The organism is Nocardia sp. NPDC058480 (assembly GCF_042720495.1).
In the GTDB taxonomy this organism is placed as follows: domain Bacteria; phylum Actinomycetota; class Actinomycetes; order Mycobacteriales; family Mycobacteriaceae; genus Nocardia.
Window position 1 is genome coordinate 127,556 of sequence record NZ_JBHXMN010000011.1, and the last position, 17,211, is coordinate 144,766.

At 67.3% G+C, this 17,211-nt stretch carries 16 protein-coding genes and 1 riboswitch; of the genes, 8 read left to right on the forward strand and 8 right to left on the reverse strand.

The window, feature by feature from the left end; genetic code table 11:
* Positions 1 to 1,374, forward strand: coding sequence for an alpha/beta hydrolase family protein (locus ACFWO8_RS24010; RefSeq protein ID WP_378962155.1), 1,374 nt, complete (start codon positions 1 to 3; stop codon positions 1,372 to 1,374).
* Between the two features lie 95 nt (positions 1,375 to 1,469).
* On the opposite strand, the gene ACFWO8_RS24015 is transcribed toward ACFWO8_RS24010, so the two are convergent.
* Positions 1,470 to 2,558: an alpha/beta fold hydrolase gene (locus ACFWO8_RS24015; RefSeq protein WP_378962163.1), complete on the reverse strand. Its 1,089-nt coding sequence runs from the start codon at positions 2,556 to 2,558 to the stop codon at positions 1,470 to 1,472.
* Between the two features lie 226 nt (positions 2,559 to 2,784).
* On the opposite strand from ACFWO8_RS24015, the gene ACFWO8_RS24020 reads away from it, so the two are divergent.
* Positions 2,785 to 3,249 carry a DUF2752 domain-containing protein gene (locus ACFWO8_RS24020; RefSeq protein ID WP_378962171.1) on the forward strand — a complete coding sequence of 155 codons (465 nt, stop codon included), beginning with the start codon at positions 2,785 to 2,787 and terminating at the stop codon, positions 3,247 to 3,249.
* Between the two features lie 38 nt (positions 3,250 to 3,287).
* Positions 3,288 to 3,473, forward strand: coding sequence for a hypothetical protein (locus ACFWO8_RS24025; protein WP_378962176.1), 186 nt, complete (start codon positions 3,288 to 3,290; stop codon positions 3,471 to 3,473).
* Here ACFWO8_RS24025 and ACFWO8_RS24030 read toward each other — a convergent pair.
* The 3 genes from ACFWO8_RS24030 to ACFWO8_RS24040 form a co-directional block, all read right to left on the reverse strand.
* Positions 3,458 to 4,813, reverse strand: coding sequence for a M1 family metallopeptidase (locus tag ACFWO8_RS24030; protein WP_378962189.1), 1,356 nt, complete (start codon positions 4,811 to 4,813; stop codon positions 3,458 to 3,460). The genes ACFWO8_RS24025 and ACFWO8_RS24030 overlap by 16 nt on opposite strands.
* Positions 4,813 to 8,724: a Pls/PosA family non-ribosomal peptide synthetase gene (locus ACFWO8_RS24035; protein WP_378962207.1), complete on the reverse strand. Its 3,912-nt coding sequence runs from the start codon at positions 8,722 to 8,724 to the stop codon at positions 4,813 to 4,815. Before ACFWO8_RS24035 ends, ACFWO8_RS24030 begins: the two co-directional genes overlap by 1 nt.
* A gap of 156 nt (positions 8,725 to 8,880) precedes the next feature.
* Positions 8,881 to 9,315, reverse strand: coding sequence for a MarR family winged helix-turn-helix transcriptional regulator (locus tag ACFWO8_RS24040; protein ID WP_378962221.1), 435 nt, complete (start codon positions 9,313 to 9,315; stop codon positions 8,881 to 8,883).
* Between the two features lie 271 nt (positions 9,316 to 9,586).
* A riboswitch (SAM riboswitch) is annotated at positions 9,587 to 9,701 on the forward strand.
* A 43-nt stretch (positions 9,702 to 9,744) separates the two neighbouring features.
* Here ACFWO8_RS24040 and ACFWO8_RS24045 point away from each other — a divergent pair.
* Positions 9,745 to 11,061, forward strand: coding sequence for an aminotransferase class V-fold PLP-dependent enzyme (locus tag ACFWO8_RS24045; protein ID WP_378962230.1), 1,317 nt, complete (start codon positions 9,745 to 9,747; stop codon positions 11,059 to 11,061).
* Positions 11,062 to 11,068: 7 nt separating this feature from the next.
* On the opposite strand, the gene ACFWO8_RS24050 is transcribed toward ACFWO8_RS24045, so the two are convergent.
* The 3 genes from ACFWO8_RS24050 to ACFWO8_RS24060 form a co-directional block, all read right to left on the reverse strand.
* On the reverse strand, positions 11,069 to 11,338 hold the full coding sequence (locus ACFWO8_RS24050; RefSeq protein ID WP_378962242.1) for a Txe/YoeB family addiction module toxin: 270 nt from the start codon (positions 11,336 to 11,338) through the stop codon (positions 11,069 to 11,071).
* Positions 11,331 to 11,588: a type II toxin-antitoxin system Phd/YefM family antitoxin gene (locus ACFWO8_RS24055; RefSeq protein WP_378962266.1), complete on the reverse strand. Its 258-nt coding sequence runs from the start codon at positions 11,586 to 11,588 to the stop codon at positions 11,331 to 11,333. Before ACFWO8_RS24055 ends, ACFWO8_RS24050 begins: the two co-directional genes overlap by 8 nt.
* A gap of 79 nt (positions 11,589 to 11,667) precedes the next feature.
* Positions 11,668 to 12,135 (reverse strand): flavin reductase family protein, encoded by a 468-nt coding sequence (locus ACFWO8_RS24060; RefSeq protein ID WP_378962759.1) that lies wholly within the window; start codon positions 12,133 to 12,135, stop codon positions 11,668 to 11,670.
* Positions 12,136 to 12,331: 196 nt separating this feature from the next.
* Here ACFWO8_RS24060 and ACFWO8_RS24065 point away from each other — a divergent pair, with 196 nt between their 5' ends.
* Positions 12,332 to 13,474, forward strand: a complete 1,143-nt coding sequence (locus tag ACFWO8_RS24065) for a Fic family protein (protein WP_378962273.1) — start codon at positions 12,332 to 12,334, stop codon at positions 13,472 to 13,474.
* A 1-nt stretch (position 13,475) separates the two neighbouring features.
* On the opposite strand, the gene ACFWO8_RS24070 is transcribed toward ACFWO8_RS24065, so the two are convergent.
* Positions 13,476 to 13,952, reverse strand: coding sequence for a YbaK/EbsC family protein (locus tag ACFWO8_RS24070; RefSeq protein WP_378962304.1), 477 nt, complete (start codon positions 13,950 to 13,952; stop codon positions 13,476 to 13,478).
* 152 nt (positions 13,953 to 14,104) lie between these two features.
* Between ACFWO8_RS24070 and ACFWO8_RS24075 the strand changes: the two genes are divergently transcribed.
* The 3 genes from ACFWO8_RS24075 (at position 14,105) to ACFWO8_RS24085 (ending at position 17,199) form a co-directional block, all read left to right on the forward strand.
* Positions 14,105 to 14,926 (forward strand): crotonase/enoyl-CoA hydratase family protein, encoded by an 822-nt coding sequence (locus ACFWO8_RS24075; protein WP_378962315.1) that lies wholly within the window; start codon positions 14,105 to 14,107, stop codon positions 14,924 to 14,926.
* An 87-nt stretch (positions 14,927 to 15,013) separates the two neighbouring features.
* Entirely contained in the window at positions 15,014 to 15,511 is a 498-nt protein-coding gene (locus ACFWO8_RS24080) for a MarR family winged helix-turn-helix transcriptional regulator (RefSeq protein WP_378962333.1), read from the forward strand.
* Complete coding sequence (locus ACFWO8_RS24085) at positions 15,508 to 17,199, forward strand: MDR family MFS transporter (RefSeq protein WP_378962348.1); 1,692 nt, start codon at positions 15,508 to 15,510, stop codon at positions 17,197 to 17,199. Before ACFWO8_RS24080 ends, ACFWO8_RS24085 begins: the two co-directional genes overlap by 4 nt.
* Positions 17,200 to 17,211 lie beyond the last annotated feature (12 nt).

The following is a 17,211-nucleotide window of genomic DNA, read 5'->3' on the forward strand; positions in this document are numbered from 1 at the left end:
GTGCTCTCGATCTTTCGACGAATCATCCTGCTCACCATCATGATCGCCGCCGTCACGGGACTTCCGGCGGCGCACGCGCAGAACACCACGACCGTAGACATCGCCTTCACCCGCGCGGACGGCACGACCACAACCGGCACTGTGCACGCCCCGGCAGGCGCGACCGGCAGGCCGGGCGTCGTGCTCGTCCACGGATCGGGCAATGGCAGCGGCGAGCACTACGAATATGTCGCCGAGGCGTTCGCCCGTGCGGGCATCGTCGCGTTGCGCTACGGCAAGCGCACCGAGGGATACACGCCTTCGCACCGCGACTATTCCCTCCTGGCCGACGACGCGCTGGCCGGTGTCGCCGCACTGCGGAATCGGCCCGAGGTAGACCCGGCGCGAGTGGGTCTGTGGGGACTGTCGGAGGGCGGATGGGTCGCGCCCCTGGCTGCGTCGCGATCCGCCGATGCCGCCTTCCTGATCACGATCGGTGCGAATTCGGTCGCGCCCGCCGCGCAACAGAGTTGGGCGAACGAGACTCGGTTCGGCGCGGCGGGCGTGCGCGGTTCGATGGTCGATACGCTGGCCCGCAACGGTATTCGTCAGCTGGTCGCCGCCGGTCAGTTCGCGCAGGCCGACTACGACCCGATCCCGGTGCTGAACCGGATCGCGCAGCCGGTCCTCGCGATCTGGGGTGATCAGGACCGCCTCACCCCACCCGGTGACAGCCTGCGCGGCTTCCAGGTCGCCTTCGAGCAGGTCGGAAAAGCCAACTACACGCTGCGCACTCTCCCGAACGCCCAGCACGCCGGACAGCCGACCACCGACGGCTTCGACAAACTTCCCGGCTTGGCGCCGGGATACGGCGAGCTCATGGGCGAATGGGTCAACACGCTTCCCGGCTCCGCGACACCTCCGGCAACGGATCCGCCGGCGGCACAGGGGCATCCGGTGCGAGCACTGGCTCCCGCTTCCTGGTGGGAATCGACCGCGGTGCAACTGACCCTGCTGTTCGGCATGATCCTGGCGCTGGGCGGCTACACGCTCACCGGGATGGTCAAGTCCTGGCGACTGCCGGATCGGCTGCCCGCGCGAGTGCTGTTGTGCGCGACGGTGATCGGCATCGTGGGCACGGTCGTCCAGCTCGGCTACATCCTCACCACCCGCGCGACCTCCTTCGGCCCCTTGCTGTTCGGCCGCACCCTGCCGTGGCTGGCACTGCAACTGATCGCCCTCGGCGCGGTGGTGGCGCTCGGTTTCGTGCTCGCCCGCGCCCGCCACACGCTGGCAGGTGCGAGCGCCGGTGTCCGGGCTCGATGGGCCCTCTTGGTCTGCGGCGGAACAGGTTTCGTGTTCTGGGCACTGTATTGGGGCTTGCTGCTCCCCTGAACCAACGAGAAAGGCCCCCGACGAGGTCGAGGGCCTTTTTCGCGGTTACTCCTGAGCCGATCGCCGTTGATCGGTCTCAGGAGAACGGACTCGGGTCAGCGGGCAGCGACGTTGCGGCGGGTGGCCCGAGAGTTCACGGAACTGCGCAGGATCTGCTGGAGCACGGCGTCGAAGGCGTCGGTGTCTTCGATATTGCCGAGGTGACCGTGCGGCAGCACATGGAAATCGGCCAGATAACCGGTGCGGCGCAGGGTGTCGACGATCGGGCGCGAAAGGCGCTGCGGGAGCAGCCGGTCCTTGGCGCCTGCGATCACGGTGGTCGGCACATTCAGGTTGGCGGTGCCGGCCGACAGATCCATGTCGGCCATCGCGGCGGCGTGGCGGCCACGCGCGACCGGACGGCAGGAGCGGATGATGCCCATCGCGAAGTCGACCTCGTCGGCGGTGGCCTCGGGGGTGAGAATGCGACCGCGGAAAATCTGCTGGGTGAGCCAGCCGCCGGGGATCGGCAGCGGCGCGAACAGCAGCGACTCGCTGACCGGCTGCGGCATTCGCACCGGCGCGCCGAGCAGGGTGACCGGGTACTGCGCGACGGTGAGCTGCTTGTTCAGCACCGGCAGCATGTCGGTTTCCCAGCGGATCGCGGCATTGGCGGTGTTGGCGAGCAGCACGGCGGACGCGCGCCGCGACACCTGCTCAGGGTGGTGCTTGGCCCAGGCCTGGATGGTGAGCCCGCCCATGCTGTGCCCGGCCAGGACGGCCTTCTCGTCCCCACGCAGCGTCGCGTCGAGGACGGCGGACAGGTCGTCGGCCAGGGTGTGTTCGCTGGGTGCGGCGGTGCCGAGAGTGGATTCGCCGTGGCCGCGCTGGTCGTAGCTGACCACGCGGTACTCGCCGGCGAAGGCGGTGATCTGCGGGTTCCAGTATTCGATACTGCAGGCCCAGCCATGGATGAGGACCAGGGTGGGGGCGGTATCGGGACCGTAGACGTGAACCCGGAGCTGTGCGCCGTCCGCGGTGGTCACCGGGACGACCCGGTGCTCGGCGGTGGGGGCGTTCAGCTTCGCGGTCGCGAAACTGCGGGTTCGCAGCCCGGCACGGTACTGTGCGGTCAGTGCGCCGGTCTCGAGGTGAGAGACCATGGATCGCGCTGCCGCGAATGTCATCATCGACTTCGCAAGCATTGTCGGCACTCCTTTGTGTCGTAGGCCACCGTACAGTGCAAGCAGGGGTGCTAGCTAGGGTTAGCGGGTCACAGTGTCCCACTTGTTGTGAACTGGGTCACCGGCCGTTCTGGCATGGTGAAATCGTCGAAAATCGACGAAAAATTACACCGGAAGAGCACGATCGAGCATCGGTCGCACGAGACGTGTGCTGGCGGCGGCGGTCGGCCGCCGCTACCGTAGGGGAGTGGACAAAACGCACGTCACGGCCGAGTTTTCCGGCGCGGATCCGAACCAGGGTGCCGTGCGCTCGACCTGGCAGCGGATGACACCACCGCTGATCACCGCCGGTCTCGGCATCGGCACGCTGGCCCTGCTGCATTTGCGTGACCCACACGTCGAGGGCTCCTACGGTCTGTGCCCGGTGTACGCGCTGTTCGGGGTGTACTGCCCCGGCTGCGGCGGCATGCGCGCGATGCACAACCTCACCGACGGCAACATCATCGACTCGCTGCACAGCAATCTGCTCGCCCTGCCGCTGACCATCGTGTTCGCGGTCTTCGTCATCGACTGGATCGTGCGCGCCCGTCGCGGACAACGTTGGCGCCTGCCCGGCCTCAGCCCGGTGATCGTGTGGTCCTTCTTCGGCCTGCTCGCCGTCTACACCGTCGCGCGCAATACGCCGTGGGGCACCTGGCTCACCCCCGTCTGATGCTGGTGCGCGCGATGTTCGCCAGGCAGTCTGGAGAGATGGGCAATTCATTGAAGGACCGGGTCCGGCAGAAGCTGTTGCGCCAACTCGGCGAAGACGGTCCCGATCCCGAGCAGGACGACGCCCGCGCCATCTCGGTGGCCGCCGACCTCGAGGCGCTGGAGATGGTGTCCGACGACGATCCGCTGGTCGAGGAATTGGCCCAGCGCTATCTGGTGTTCTGATTCGCTTGTCCGCCCAGCGGCGGTAGCTGCGGCAGCGGCTTGGTCCCCAGCCAGATCGCGAACAACCCACGCAACGGCGCCACGCTGTAGTGACCGGCCAGGTCGACGAACTCCTCGGTGGTAATAGAGGAGTGCCGGTAGCGCGCGGTCCATTCCCTGATCAGTTCGAAGAACAGGTGATCGCGCAGTTCCAGCCGCAGCGTGTGCAGCGTGAGCGCCCCGCGCTTGTAGACCCGGTCGTCGAACATGTTCTTGGGGCCGGGGTCGCCGATGATGATGTCCTGCGGCTGACGGGCCAGGTTCGCGCGCGCGGCCCGAGCCAGTTGATCGGCGGTCGGTCCACCGGAGGCTTCCGACCAGATCCACTCCGCGTAACAGGCGAAGCCTTCGTGCAGCCAGATATCGCGCCACTGCTTCAGGGTGAGGCTGTTGCCGTACCACTGGTGCGCGAGTTCGTGGGCGACAAGACGTTCCGCGCCGCGCTTGCCATCGCAATGGTTGGCGCCGAAGATCGACATGCCCTGCGCCTCGATCGGGATGTCGAGTTCGTCATCGGTGACGACCACGGTGTAATCGTCGAACGGGTACGGCCCGAACTTCTCGGTGAACAGCGCCATCATCTCCGGCTGTCGCGCGAAGTCGTGGTCGAAGTTCACCCGCAACCGCGGGGGGACGACAGCGTGCATCGGCACCGGTTCGCCGACGGCGCCGACCCGGTACTTGCGGTAGTTGCCGATCTGGATCGTCGCCAGATAGCTCGCCATCGGCTCGGCCATCTCGTACACCCAGGTCGTCTGGCTGGCCTTGGCTTGCTTGCCGACCAGGGTGCCGTTCGCCACGGCATAGAACGGACTGTCGGTGGTGATCGAAATCCGGTAGGTCGCTTTGGAACTCGGGTGGTCGTCGCACGGGAACCAGGAGGCGGCACCGTTGGGCTGGCTCGCGACCAGCGCACCCTCGGTGAGCTCCTCCCAGCCGACCTCGCCCCACAGCCCGCGCACCGGTTTGGGCGTGCCCGAGTAGTGGATGGTGAGCTCGAGCACGCCACCGGCGGGGATCTTCTGCTGCGGGGTGACCGCGAGCTTGCCCTGCTGATGGACGAATTTCGCCGCCTTCAACCCGCTCACGAGCACCTTCGACACCGTCAGCGCCTGCGACATGTCGAGAGTGAACCACGGCCGCACCGCGGTGGTGATCGCGATGACCACCGCCCGTCCGGCGAGCCGATTACTGGCCGGTTTGTAGCTCAGTTCCAGCTCGTAGCGCGACACCCGGTAGCCGCGATTGCCGTTCTGCGGCAAGTACGTATCGATGGGATCCTCGTAGAACTTGCTCCGCATCAGGCGGCTCCGCGCTGCCTCGACTCCCGCGTCGAGGCGGGATCGGTCCAGTGCGAGATGGGGTTTCCCCACCAGCGAGTCGACGGCGGAACCACGTCGCCGCGCATCACGAGCGACGCCGGTCCGATGGTGGCGCCCGCCCCGATGTGGGCGGCGGGCAGGGCGACGCAGTGCGGGCCGAGGGTGGCGCCCGCGTCGAGTGTCACGGTGTCCATGGACATGATCCGGTCGTGGAACAGGTGCGTTTGCACCACGCAGCCGCGCTCCACGGTCGCGCCGTCACCGAGTGTCACCAGGTCCGCCTCCGGTAGCCAGTAGGACTCGCACCATACCCCGCGGCCGATCGTGGCACCGAGTCCGCGCAGCCACAGATTCATCACCGGAGTACCCGTGGCGGCCCGCGCGAACCACGGCGCCGCGACGGTCTCGACGAACGCGTCGGAGACCTCGTTGCGCCACACGAACGAGCTCCACAGCGGATACTCCACCGCGCGAATTCGCCCGACTATCAACCACTTGGCGGCCACGGCGATGGCACCGGCGAGCGCGCCGGCGGCCATCAGCACCAGTCCGGAGACGAGCGCGGCGACCAGGTAATCGGTGTGCTCGGCGATCAGCGCGAGCACGAGCAGCACGCCGAGGCCGATCGCGAAGGTCACCATCACCGGGATCAACCGGCAGGTCTCCACGAAGGCGCGGGCCAGCTTCAACCGCAGCGGTGGATCGAAAGTGCGTGAGGTGTCGCTGGATTCGGTCGCGCGACGCAGCCGCACCGGCGGGCTACCCAGCCAGGACGACCCCGCCTTGGCTTTGTTCGGCGCCGCCGAGAGCACCGCGACCAGGCCGTTCTTCGGCACGCGACGACCGGGCGCGGTCATGCCCGAATTGCCGAGGAAGGCGCGCTTGCCGACCTTGGATTCGCCGATGCGCAGCCAGCCGCCGCCGAGTTCGTAGCTGCCGATCATGGTGTCGTCGGCCAGGAACGCGCCGTCGGAGATCACGGTGAACTTGGGCAGCATCAGCACGGTCGACGCCTCGACGTTCTTGCCGATCTTCGCGCCGAGCAGCCGCAGCCAGACCGGGGTGAGCAGGCTGGCGTAGAGCGGGAACAGGAAGGTGCGCGCGGAGTCGAGCAGGCGTTCGGTGGCCCACACCTGCCAGCCGGTCCGGCTGCGCACGGGGTGGTAGCCCTCGCGCAAACCGATGCTGAGCAGGCGCACCGCGAGCACGGTGGCCACGGCGTACGCGCCGAGACTGAGCAGCGTGGCGAGCGGCAGGATGGCGAAACCGCGCAGGGCGGCGGCGCCGATGGTGGTCTCCTGGCGGACCCACCAGGCGATGAACGTGCCGCCGACGGCGAGGCCGAATACGGGCATCGCGGCCAGCACCATCGAGGACAGACCGAAGACGACCAGCCAGTGCCTGGCGCGTTCGGGGGAGTGGTCGGGCCAGCGGCGCGGTGCCTTACCGGTCTTGGTGGCAGGCGAGCCCGCCCATTCCTGATCGCCGCGGACCTTGCCCGATACCGCCGAACCGGGGGCGATCTCGGCCTTCTTGCCGATCTTGGTGCCGGGCAGCAGGATCGAGCGGGCACCGATCACCGCGCCGTCACCGATGGTGATGCCGCCGATGTGCACGATGTCGCCGTCGACCCAGTAGCCGGACAGGTCCACTTCGGGTTCGACGCTGGCGCCGTCGCCGAGTTCGAGCATGCCGGTGACCGGGGGCAGGCTGTGCAGGTCGACGCCCTTGCCGATCTTGGCGCCCAGCGCCCGCGCGAACGGGACCATCAGCGGTGCGCCGGAAAGACTTTCGGCACCGCTGGCTTCGGACAGACGTACAGCGGCCCATAGCCGCAAGTGCACCGACGAGCCGCGGGGGTAGGAACCGGGACGCAACCCGGCGAGCAGGATTCGGGCGCCGGCCACACAGATCGTCATCCGGCCGATCGGCGAGATGAACAGCACGAAGGCCAGCAGAATCCACCACCACGACAGGCGCGGCAACCACGGCAGCGAACCCGACCAGCCCGCGATGCCGGACACGACGGTCAGCCAGGTGACCCACTGCAATCCGGTGAGGGTGGTCAGCGGAATCGTGGCGAGCACCTGGGTGATCTGCGCGCGCAGCGGTGTCGGCTGCACGACACGTACGTCCACGGCCGCCACCGGTGCGCTGCCGTCCAGAAGTTCGACCAGCGAGCCAAGGCGCGGGTGGTCGTAGAGATCGGCGACGGTGATGTGCGGATACCGCTCACGCATCGCGCCGACGAGCTGCGCCGCCGACAGCGAACCGCCGCCCAGATCGAAGAATTCCGCATCGAGATCGGTGGCCTCGGCGCCGAGGATCGCGTCCCACAGGCCGGCCACCCAGGCCGCCGTGCCCGACAGCCCGGTCTCGGCGGGTTCGTCGGCGCTCGGCAGCGGCCATGGCAGTGCGTCGCGGTCGACCTTGCCGGAGGTGCGCGTCGGCAGGTCGGCGACGATCGCCAGGCGTGGCACCAGGGGCGCCGGAAGTTGTTCGGCCAGAATCTCTCTGGCCTTCTTCGCGTCGAAGCCGGGACCGGCGCCGGTGAGGTAGCCGACGAGAATCTTGTTGCCCGCCTTGGTGGTTCGGATCGCGGCGGCCGCGCCGCTGACACCGGGCAGGTGCTGTAGCGCGTTGTCGAGCTCGCCGAGTTCGATGCGACGGCCGCCGATCTTGATCTGGTCGTCGGCGCGGCCGAGGAAGATCAGGCCCTGGTAGTCGTTGCGCACCAGATCGCCACTGCGATAAGCGCGGTCCCAACCGAGGGCGGGCAGCGGCGCGTACTTCTCGGCGTCCTTGGCTGGATCGAGGTAGCGGGCCAGGCCGACGCCACCGATCACGAGTTCACCGGTTTCGCCTTCGGCCACCGGGTTGCCCTGCGGGTCGACGACGGTCAGATCCCAGCCGTCGAGGGGCAGGCCGATGCGAACGGGCATCTCACCGGTGAGCAGCGCCGCGCAGGCGACCACAGTTGCCTCGGTGGGGCCGTAGGTGTTCCACACTTCGCGGTCGGCACCCGCCAGCCGTTCGGCCAGCTCCGGAGGCACCGCCTCACCGCCGAAGATCAACAGCCGCACCGATTCCAGCGCTTCGGCGGGCCAGGTCGCGGCCAGTGTCGGCACCGTGGAGACGATGCTGATCTCGCGGCGCATCAGCCATGGGCCGAGATCGGCGCCGGTGCGCACCAGGTCGCGCGGGGCGGGGACCAGGCAGGCGCCGTTGCGCCAGGCCAGCCACATTTCCTCGCAGGAGGCGTCGAAGGCCACCGACAGCCCGGCCAGCACGCGGTCGCCGGGGCCGATCGGGGCCTTCCGCAGGAACAGGCGGGCCTCGGCGTCGACGAAGGCGGCGGCGTTGCGATGAGTTACCGCAACACCTTTGGGGGTGCCGGTGGAGCCGGAGGTGAAGATGATCCACGCGTCGTCGGCGGGGGTGGGCAGGGTGTTCCAGTCGTGGTCGCCCGCGGCCGTGGTGGCCGACTCGATGCCGTCGCCGGTGGCGATCGCGCTCACCCTCGCCTCGCCGAAGACGAGCTTGGCTCGCTCCTCCGGGTCGTCGGCGTCGACGGGCACATAGGCGGCGCCGCAGTAGAGCACGGCCAGAATCGTCACGTACAGCGCGGCGGAGCCCGACGGCATCCGTACGCCGACCCGGTCGCCCGGTCGCACGCCCGCCTCGACGAGCTCGGCCATCCTGGCCTCGATCGCGGCGATCAGTTCCATGTAGCCGAGCACGACGGTGCCGTCGTCGATGGCCGGTGCGTCCGGATGCGCGAGGGCGGTGCTGGTCAGGATGTCGACCAGGGTGCGCGGCGGCGCGGCGAGATCAGCGCGCAGCAGTGGGTCGCGAAGGACCGCCGGTACCTCAGTGTGTGGCTCGAGCATCGTGCTCAGTCCACCTCTCATCGGTTGACCCCCATCGGTGGTGTCTGTTGTTTCATGAGCGGGTTACCGGAGGGCAAACAGGATGGTCACCAGATGCCAACGGTACTCGGTGCGGGTGTTGCCGAGCGGCAGCGCGGGGCGTGCCGTCGGCGCTGTTCACGACGGCGATTCCGGCAATTCACCGAGGGCGATGACCGCCAGCCGGTGCAGCGTCCGTTGTTCGTCTTCGTCGAGGCGCCCGAGCACGCGCGCGGTGGCTTCGGCGATCAGCTTGTCGGTGCGCTTGCACTGCTTGCGGCCTGCCTCGGTGATCCGCAGCCGGTATTTGCGGCGATCCTTGCCGTCGCGGGTGCGTTCGACCAGGTCGGCGCGCTCCAGCGCGTCGATCAGGCGGACGACTTCACTGCGGTCGATGCCGAGCGCGTCGCCCACTTTCTTCTGCGTCAGGTCGGCGTTTTCGGAGATGAAGGTGAGCACCCAGTGATCGCGCAACGGGACGTCGATCTCGGCGTGTAGCGCCTTGGTGAGCCGGCCGAGCGCGTACACCGGATAGCGCGGCAGGCCGCGGACGGAGTTCGTGTTCGTGGACATGAGCGGGAACTATAGCAAATAGTGGAGGAGCCCAATCATTTGGATGCTCCATCATGGGGTGCATAGATGGTTGAGGAATGGGCGTGACCGGGCAACTCGCGGCAATCTTGTCAGGGTAAATCGCACGCGGACAGCCGATTTCCCGCTGCGGTCGAAACGGCCCGGCCGTCGTGCTGAACCGGGAGATGTCGTGCGGCGTCGGCGCGGACTCGGGGCGCAGTCGGTGGTGGGTGGTTGACAGGTCCGGCTGCCGTCTGTCACTCTCGTTGCAGGTCACGAGTACCAGCGTTCAGCCCCGGCTTGCTGGTCGGCAACCCTCCTCCGCGGTGGGGTGCTCCGGGTGACGACCAGGCCGACGTCCGAATTGGACGCGGCAAGCGCGGACCTCACCTCTTCTGGAGCGGGTCCCTGAGCCGACGGGATTTCGTCATGACCGCTGTAATCGACCCCACCTGTGCCATCGCCGCCGTTTCCGGTGCTGACCTGCGGGTTCCGCTCGTTCAAGGCGGCACCAGCTCCTACGCGAACTTCGACTACGCGGCGAGTGCGCCGGCGTTGAAGCAGGTTACCGACCGGATTTCGCAGTTGCTGCCGTTCTACGCCAGCGTGCATCGGGGCGCGGGGTACGCCTCGCGGATCTCGACCGAGTGCTACGAGGCTTCTCGTGGCGCGGTCGCCCGGTTCCTCGACGCCGACGCCGACCAGGTCGTCGTGTTCACCCGCAACACCACCGATTCGCTGAACCTGCTGGCCGGGTGCGTGCCGGGGGAGACCGTGGTCCTCGATATCGAGCACCACGCCAACTTCCTGCCGTGGACCGCGCACGGTCGCCGGGTCGTGCGGGCCGCCGACACCGTCGAGGAGACGATTCAGCGGATCGTCGCCGAGCTGTGCAGCAAGCCTGCCGCGTTGCTCGCGGTGACCGGGGCATCCAATGTCACCGGTGAGGTGCTGCCGCTGGAACGGCTCGCGACCATCGCCCACCTGTGTGGTGCCCGCATCCTCGTCGATGCGGCGCAGTTGGCGCCGCATCGGCGGATCTCCTTGCGCGAGAGCGGGATCGACTACCTCGCGTTCTCCGGGCACAAGCTGTACGCGCCGTTCGGTTCGGGCGTGCTCGTTGGCAGGCGGGACTGGCTGGACCAGGGCGAGCCGTACCTGGCAGGCGGCGGTGCGGTGCGCAATGTCGGTGTGTCAGAGGTCGAATGGGCTTGCGCGCCGCAGCGGCACGAGGCCGGTTCGCCGAACGTGCTCGGCGCGGCCGCTATCGCCGCCGCCTGCGACGCGCTCGCCGCGATCGACCCCACCGAACTCGTTGCCCACGAACGCTTCCTGGCCGACCGTCTCCGCGATGGCCTGTCCGCGGTCCCCGGCGTGAACCTGGTCAATATCTGGTCCGACAGCCCCGACTGTGTCGGCATCGTCGCCTTCACCATCGCCGACTACGCCCCCGGCAAGGTCGCCGCCTACCTCTCCGCCGAACACGCCATCGGCATCCGCGACGGCCGTTTCTGCGCCCACCCGCTGCTCACCAGCCTCGGCCTCGACGCCGCGCTCCGAGCCAGCATCGGCCTCGGCACCACCGCCGCCGACGTAGACCGCCTGATCGAAGCGGTCTCCACTTTGGTCACCAACGGCCCCACCTGGACCTACGCCGCCACCGACGGCCACTGGAACCCCACCCCCGAAACCCGCCCCCTCACCGCCTCTTCCCCCGAAGGCGCGGCCCCCTGTTTGATCGGGTAGGGGCGAACTACTCGTCGTAGTGGCCGCCGACACCGATGACGACTATTTCGGAATCGGTGACGTAGTAGACCATTCGGTGTTCTCTGGTAATTCGACGGGACCAGTTCCCCGCAAGATGATGCTTCAGTGGTTCGGGCTTGCCGATGCCCTCGAAAGGGTTCGCCAGAGCCGCGGCGATGACCTTATTGGCAGCCTTGAGGACGGTGCGATCTCTCATGAGCCACGAGGTGTACGTCTCCCACCCGAAGGCGCTGAACGCTAGCTTGCGGTCAGGCATCTGGATCAATCAGCTCATGGGCCTCGAACTTCCCATCGCGCGCGTCTCGTGCCGACTCGAGGAGTCGGACGCCGCCGTGTGTGGCAAGGACGTACAGAGTCTCTTGGATGGAGTTCCAATCGGCCTCGGAGACCAGCACGGCGTTCTCGCCTGACTTGGTTACGACAGTGACTGTGTCGTGGTCGTCATTGACCTGCTGAACGAGCTTGAACAAGTTCTGGCGGGCGGTCGAGATCGGTAGTGCAGTCATCGAAGCCTCACTCTGTAGTCGTACGAAATATAGTACGACTATGAGGTTGGTCTGTCGAACGCGATCACGGCGGGGCGTCTCAGGTGTCGAGGGCGGTGGGGCGGTGGTATTTGCCCTTGTAGTAGAGCAGCGGGGCCGCTGAGGGGGATTCTTCGGTTTGGTCGTGGACTCGGGTTACCAGGCCTACCGCGAGGGTGTGGTCGCCCAGGTCGATGAGTTTGTGGACGGTGGTGCGGAGCCAGATGGGGGTGCCGTGCAGGACCGGTTCGCCGGTGTCGAGGGTGGTCCAGAGGGCGCGGTCGGTGAAGCGGTCGGCGGCGGTGCGGGAGAAGCGGTGGGCCAGGTGTTGTTGGTGTTCGCCCAGGAAATGGATCACCACCGAGTCCGCGGCTCGCAGCGCGTCGATGCTCGATGAGGTGTGCGCGATATTGAACGACACCAGGGGTGGTTCCAGGGACAGGGAGGCGAACGAGGTCGCGGTGAAGCCCACCGGGCCGGTCGCCGAACCGATCGTCACCACGGTGACTCCGGCGGGATAGTGCCGCATCGAGCCCCGGTACTGCTCGGCCGTGATCGGACTCAGATCATCGGGAACCGTGAAGCCGGTCCGGGAAGGTTGCGCATCGCCCACCGCCCCAAACTACGCCCGGGTTTCGCTGGGGTCGCAGCCTTATCCGGTCGGGTTGTTTCAAATCACGGTAATAAAGATTGATTTAATCATGGCGTCATGACATCATTTCGTCATGATCTATCCGACCCCCACTCTGTCTTCTATCGACCTCGAAGTGCTGGCTGAGGTCGATCAGATGCGCGCGGACTTGCGGTTCGAGCTTCGGAGCCTGCCCGCGGTTTGGGTGGGCGGGCTTCGCAAGTTCCTCACCGCAGACGCCGTGTCGGCCTCGAACTCGATCGAAGGATTCAAGGTCTCGACCGTTGATGTGGAAGATGTGCTCGCGGGCGAGCGTGACGTCGACGTGTCGGAGGAGAACCGCGCCGAGACGGCCGCCTATGCGCGGATGATGACCTACATCCAGACGCTGCACGATGTCGAGGGCTTCGCCTACAGCGCGGGCTTTCTCAATGCGCTGCACTGGATGCTGCAAGGGCATCGACATTCGATGCGCAAACCGGCTGGGCAGTGGCGCCGCGGACCGGTGTACGTGACCAGTGCTCGAAATCCGCAGGTCGCCGCGTATACCGCGCCGCCCGCCGAAGAGGTTCCCGCGCTGATCGCGGAGCTGATCGACTGGCTCAACGAACCGGCGACGTCCCATCCGCTTGTGCGTGCAGCAATGGCGCACCTGCACTTGGTATCTATTCACCCGTGGGCGGACGGCAACGGGCGTATGTCTCGGTCACTGCAGACGCTGATGATTGCGCGCGAGGGGGTGCTCGCGCCGGAGTTCTCCTCGATCGAGGCATGGTTGGGAGAGCCCGGAAACACCTGGGAGTACTACCAGGTTCTGAATCGTCGAGGTAGCGAATTCCGGCCGAACCAGGATGTTGGCGAATGGCTTCGGTTCAATCTGACCGCGTACCACCAGCAGGCGCAGACGGTACGGATCCGAGCTGAGAGCTCGCGTCGGGTGTGGGACGTGGCTTCGGACTACCTGCGCGAGACCAACTCGGAAGAGCGGATCGTTTCGGCTCTGCATGACGTGGCCATGGCGGGCCGTGTTCGCCGCACCCGCTACGAGCAGGCGGAGGGGTTGAGTATGCAGCAAGCGCAACGCGACCTTCGTGATCTGGTGAAGCGGGAGGTTCTGGCCCCCGTCGGTCGCACGAGGGCTCGCTACTACGTTGCAGGTGAACGGTTTCCGGGGCGGATGCTCGAAATAGCGCGAACGCCTACCGCGCTGATCGACCCGTATCGTGACCGCGACTGACTCAGTCGATCTCGATCGGTAAGCCCGCGGTGATGCGGACCAGTTCGCGGAAGTTGGTGCGGAACACCGTGTTCGGGTGACCTCCCGCTGCCCAGACTTCGGGGTGGGCAGCCAGGGCGGTATCTACCCAGGTGGGGAGGTTGGTGGGGTGGCCGAGGGGGGCCGTGCCGTCGATGGGCTGGCCGGTGACGCGTTCGGCCAGGGCGGTGGGGGCGTGGGTGAGGGTGCCGTCGAGGCGTTTGCCGGTGCGGGCGAGGTCCACGTGGTGGTGGTCGGCGACCAGGAGCAGGACCGGGTCGTTGTCGAGAAGGAAGACCTGGGCGGTGAGGATCGCGGTGGGCTGGGCGCCCATGGCGCGGGCCGCATCGGCCGCGGTGGGGGCAGGCGTGTCGGGGCAGACGATGACGCCGTGGTGCCCTCGGGCGATCAGAGTTTCCGCGACCCGGCATGCGACCGGCGGTAATGACGACCTGCGCATGTCATCCAGAGTAGGTCGATTGCGGGAAATATGCTGTGTAACTGGAGCACTGGCGTGCTCGAGTTCGCGGCCCCGACGGTCGGTGCCGCCGCCCCCTCCTCGAGGTCGGGGGTGCGGGGCCCAGTGGTTGGCACGGTGGCAATAATCAGGGCATGAGCGAATGGAAAGCCTTTACCGTCGAGATCGCCGACAACGTTGCCCAGGTCACGCTGACCGGGCCGGGCAAGGGCAATGCGATGGGACCCGATTTCTGGCGCGAGCTGCCGGAAGTCTTCGCCGAGCTCGACGCGGACCCGCAGGTGCGGGCCGTGGTCCTCACCGGGTCGGGCAAGCACTTCTCGTTCGGCCTCGACCTGCCCGCGACCGGGGAATTGCTGGCTCCGGTGCTGGCCGACGACGCCAAGGCGGCGCCGCGCACGGAGTTCCTCAAGGAGATCCGCCGGATGCAGGACTCGATCACGGCGCTGGCCGAGTGCACCAAGCCGGTGATCGCGGCGGTGTCGGGCTGGTGCATCGGCGGTGGCCTCGACCTGATCACGGCTGCCGATATCCGTCTGGCCAGCGCGGACGCCAAGTTCAGCCTGCGCGAGGCGAAGGTCGCGATCGTTGCCGACATGGGTTCGCTGCAGCGGCTGCCCGGCATCATCGGCGAGGGCAATCTGCGTGAGCTGGCCTTCACCGCCAAGGACATCGACGCGGTGCGCGCCGAGCGGATGGGTCTGGTGAACGAGGTGTTCGCCGATCAGGAGGCCGTGCTGGCCGCAGCGCACGCGATGGCGCGCGAGATCGCGGCCAACCCGCCGCTGGTGGTGCAGGGCATCAAGGACGTGCTCGAGCAGCGGACCAGCCCGGCGGTGGCCGACGGCCTGCGTTATGTGTCGACGTGGAACGCGGCGTTCCTGCCGTCGAAGGATCTGCCCGAGGCGATCGCGGCGGTGTTCCAGAAGCGCGCGCCGGAGTTCAAGGGCGAGTAAAGGCAGGTCAAACGGTTGCCCCGGTGACCGTTCTGTCTACATACTTGCATCACACAACTAATTGTATGATGCAAGCAAAGGGGAGAGATGAGCGAGCCCGACCAGGCGATCGAGACGATCGCCTCCCAGCTCGTCCGGCTGCACCGCCTCCGCGACCGATCATTGGCCCAGATAAAAGACCGCTCGGGTGTCGACCCGGCCGGATTCGTCGTGCTGTTCCGGCTGGTGTGTGACGGCGCGATGCGCTCGGGGGCACTGGCCGACGCGGTGCATTCGGACGCGTCGACGGTGAGCAGGCAGGTCGCGCAGCTGGTCGAACGAGGACTGGTGGTGCGCACCGCCGACCCCGACGACGGCCGCGCGACCGTGCTACTCGCCACCGACGAAGGCCACGAAGTCGCCGCGCGCATCCGGGCGCGCAGTCAAGACAACATCGCGTTCATCACCGACGACTGGTCATCCGCCGACCGCGCGAGTTTCGCCGGCCTGCTCACCCGCTTCGTGAACGACTACGACCACGCCCGCGCGACCCTGCTCGCCCGGCCACATGCCATGAGCATCACCCCGACGGAGAACGATTCGTGACAACCACAGCCGCGCCAACGGTGGACTCGCCCGCCGGCTTCACCCATCGCCAGATCCTCACCATCCTGTCCGGCTTGATGCTCGGCATGCTGCTGGCATCACTCGATCAGACGATCGTGTCGACCTCCATCCGCACCATCGCCGACGACCTGGACGGCTACTCGCTGCAGGCCTGGGCAACCACGGCCTACCTGATCACGGCGACGATCAGTACCCCGCTCTACGGCAAACTCTCGGATATGTTCGGCCGAAAGCCGTTCTTCCTGGCGGCGATCGGCCTGTTCATCGTCGGTTCGCTGCTGTGTACGTTGGCTACTTCGATGTATCAGCTGGCCGCGTTCCGCGCGTTCCAAGGGCTGGGTGCGGGCGGACTGATGTCGCTGGCGCTGGCCATCATGGGCGACATCATCGGACCCCGCGAACGCGCCCGCTATCAGGGCTATTTCCTCGCCGTGTTCGGCATTTCGAGTGTGCTCGGGCCGGTGCTCGGTGGCCTGCTGGCCGGGCAGGACACCATTCTCGGTATCACCGGCTGGCGCTGGGTGTTTCTGGTGAACGTGCCGCTGGGGCTGCTCGCGCTGGTGGTGGTGACCCGGGTGCTGAACCTGCCGCGCAAGCCGCACGCCACCCACCGCATCGACTTCGCGGGTGCGATCGTGCTCGCGGTCGGCCTGGTTCCGCTGCTGATCGTGGCCGAACAAGGACGCGAATGGGGCTGGAGCAGTATCTCTTCGTTGATCTGCTACGCGATCGGCGCGATCGGCCTCGTCGGCTTCGTCGCGATCGAGAAGTTCATGGGCGACGCGGCGTTGATCCCGTTGCGGATCTTCAGCAACGTGACCTTCGCGCTCGGCGTGGTGATCTCGTTCGTCGTCGGTGCGGCGATGTTCGGCGGCATGCTGCTGCTGCCGCAGTACCTGCAGGTGGTGCGCGGTGCCGGGCCGACCGAGGCCGGTCTGCAGATGCTTCCGATGGTGCTCGGGTTGATGACCGGTTCGATCCTCTCGGGTCGGCTGATCTCGAAAACCGGCCGCTACCGGGCCTTCCCGCTGATCGGCGCGATCATGCTGACGCTCGGGTTGTTCCTGCTGCATCTGCTCGGCGCCGACAGCCCGCTGTGGCTGGCGATGGTGTTCATGGCGGTCACCGGCTTCGGCCTCGGCAACCTCATGCAGCCGCTGACCCTGGCACTGCAGAACGCGTTGCCGCCCAAGGACATGGGTGTGTCCACCGCGTCGGCGACCTTCTTCCGCCAGATCGGTGGCACCCTCGGTGCGGCGGTGTTCCTGTCGATCCTGTTCTCGCTGCTCACGCCGAATATCACCGCCGAAATGCAGCAGGCGGCGGCGGATCCCGCCTACCAGCAGGCCGTGATCGAAGGTGCGCGGAGCACCAATCCGGCCGATGCCGCGCTGGCCAAGGGCCTGCTCGCACACGACACTTCGGCCGCGGGCAAGGTGCTGCAGGACAGCTCGATCATCCAGCAGCTCGACCCCGACCTGGCCAAGCCGTTCCAGGTGGGCTTCGCCGACTCGATGTCGACGGTGTTCCTCGTCGCGGCCGCCGTCGCGCTGATCGCGCTGTTGCTCGTGTTGTTCTGGAAGGAAGTCCCGCTGCGGATGTCGGGCGGGATCCAGGCCGCGGGCAACGCGAAGCCCGCCGAAGGGGTGGGCAAGGAAGTGACCTAGGGGATACGAAAG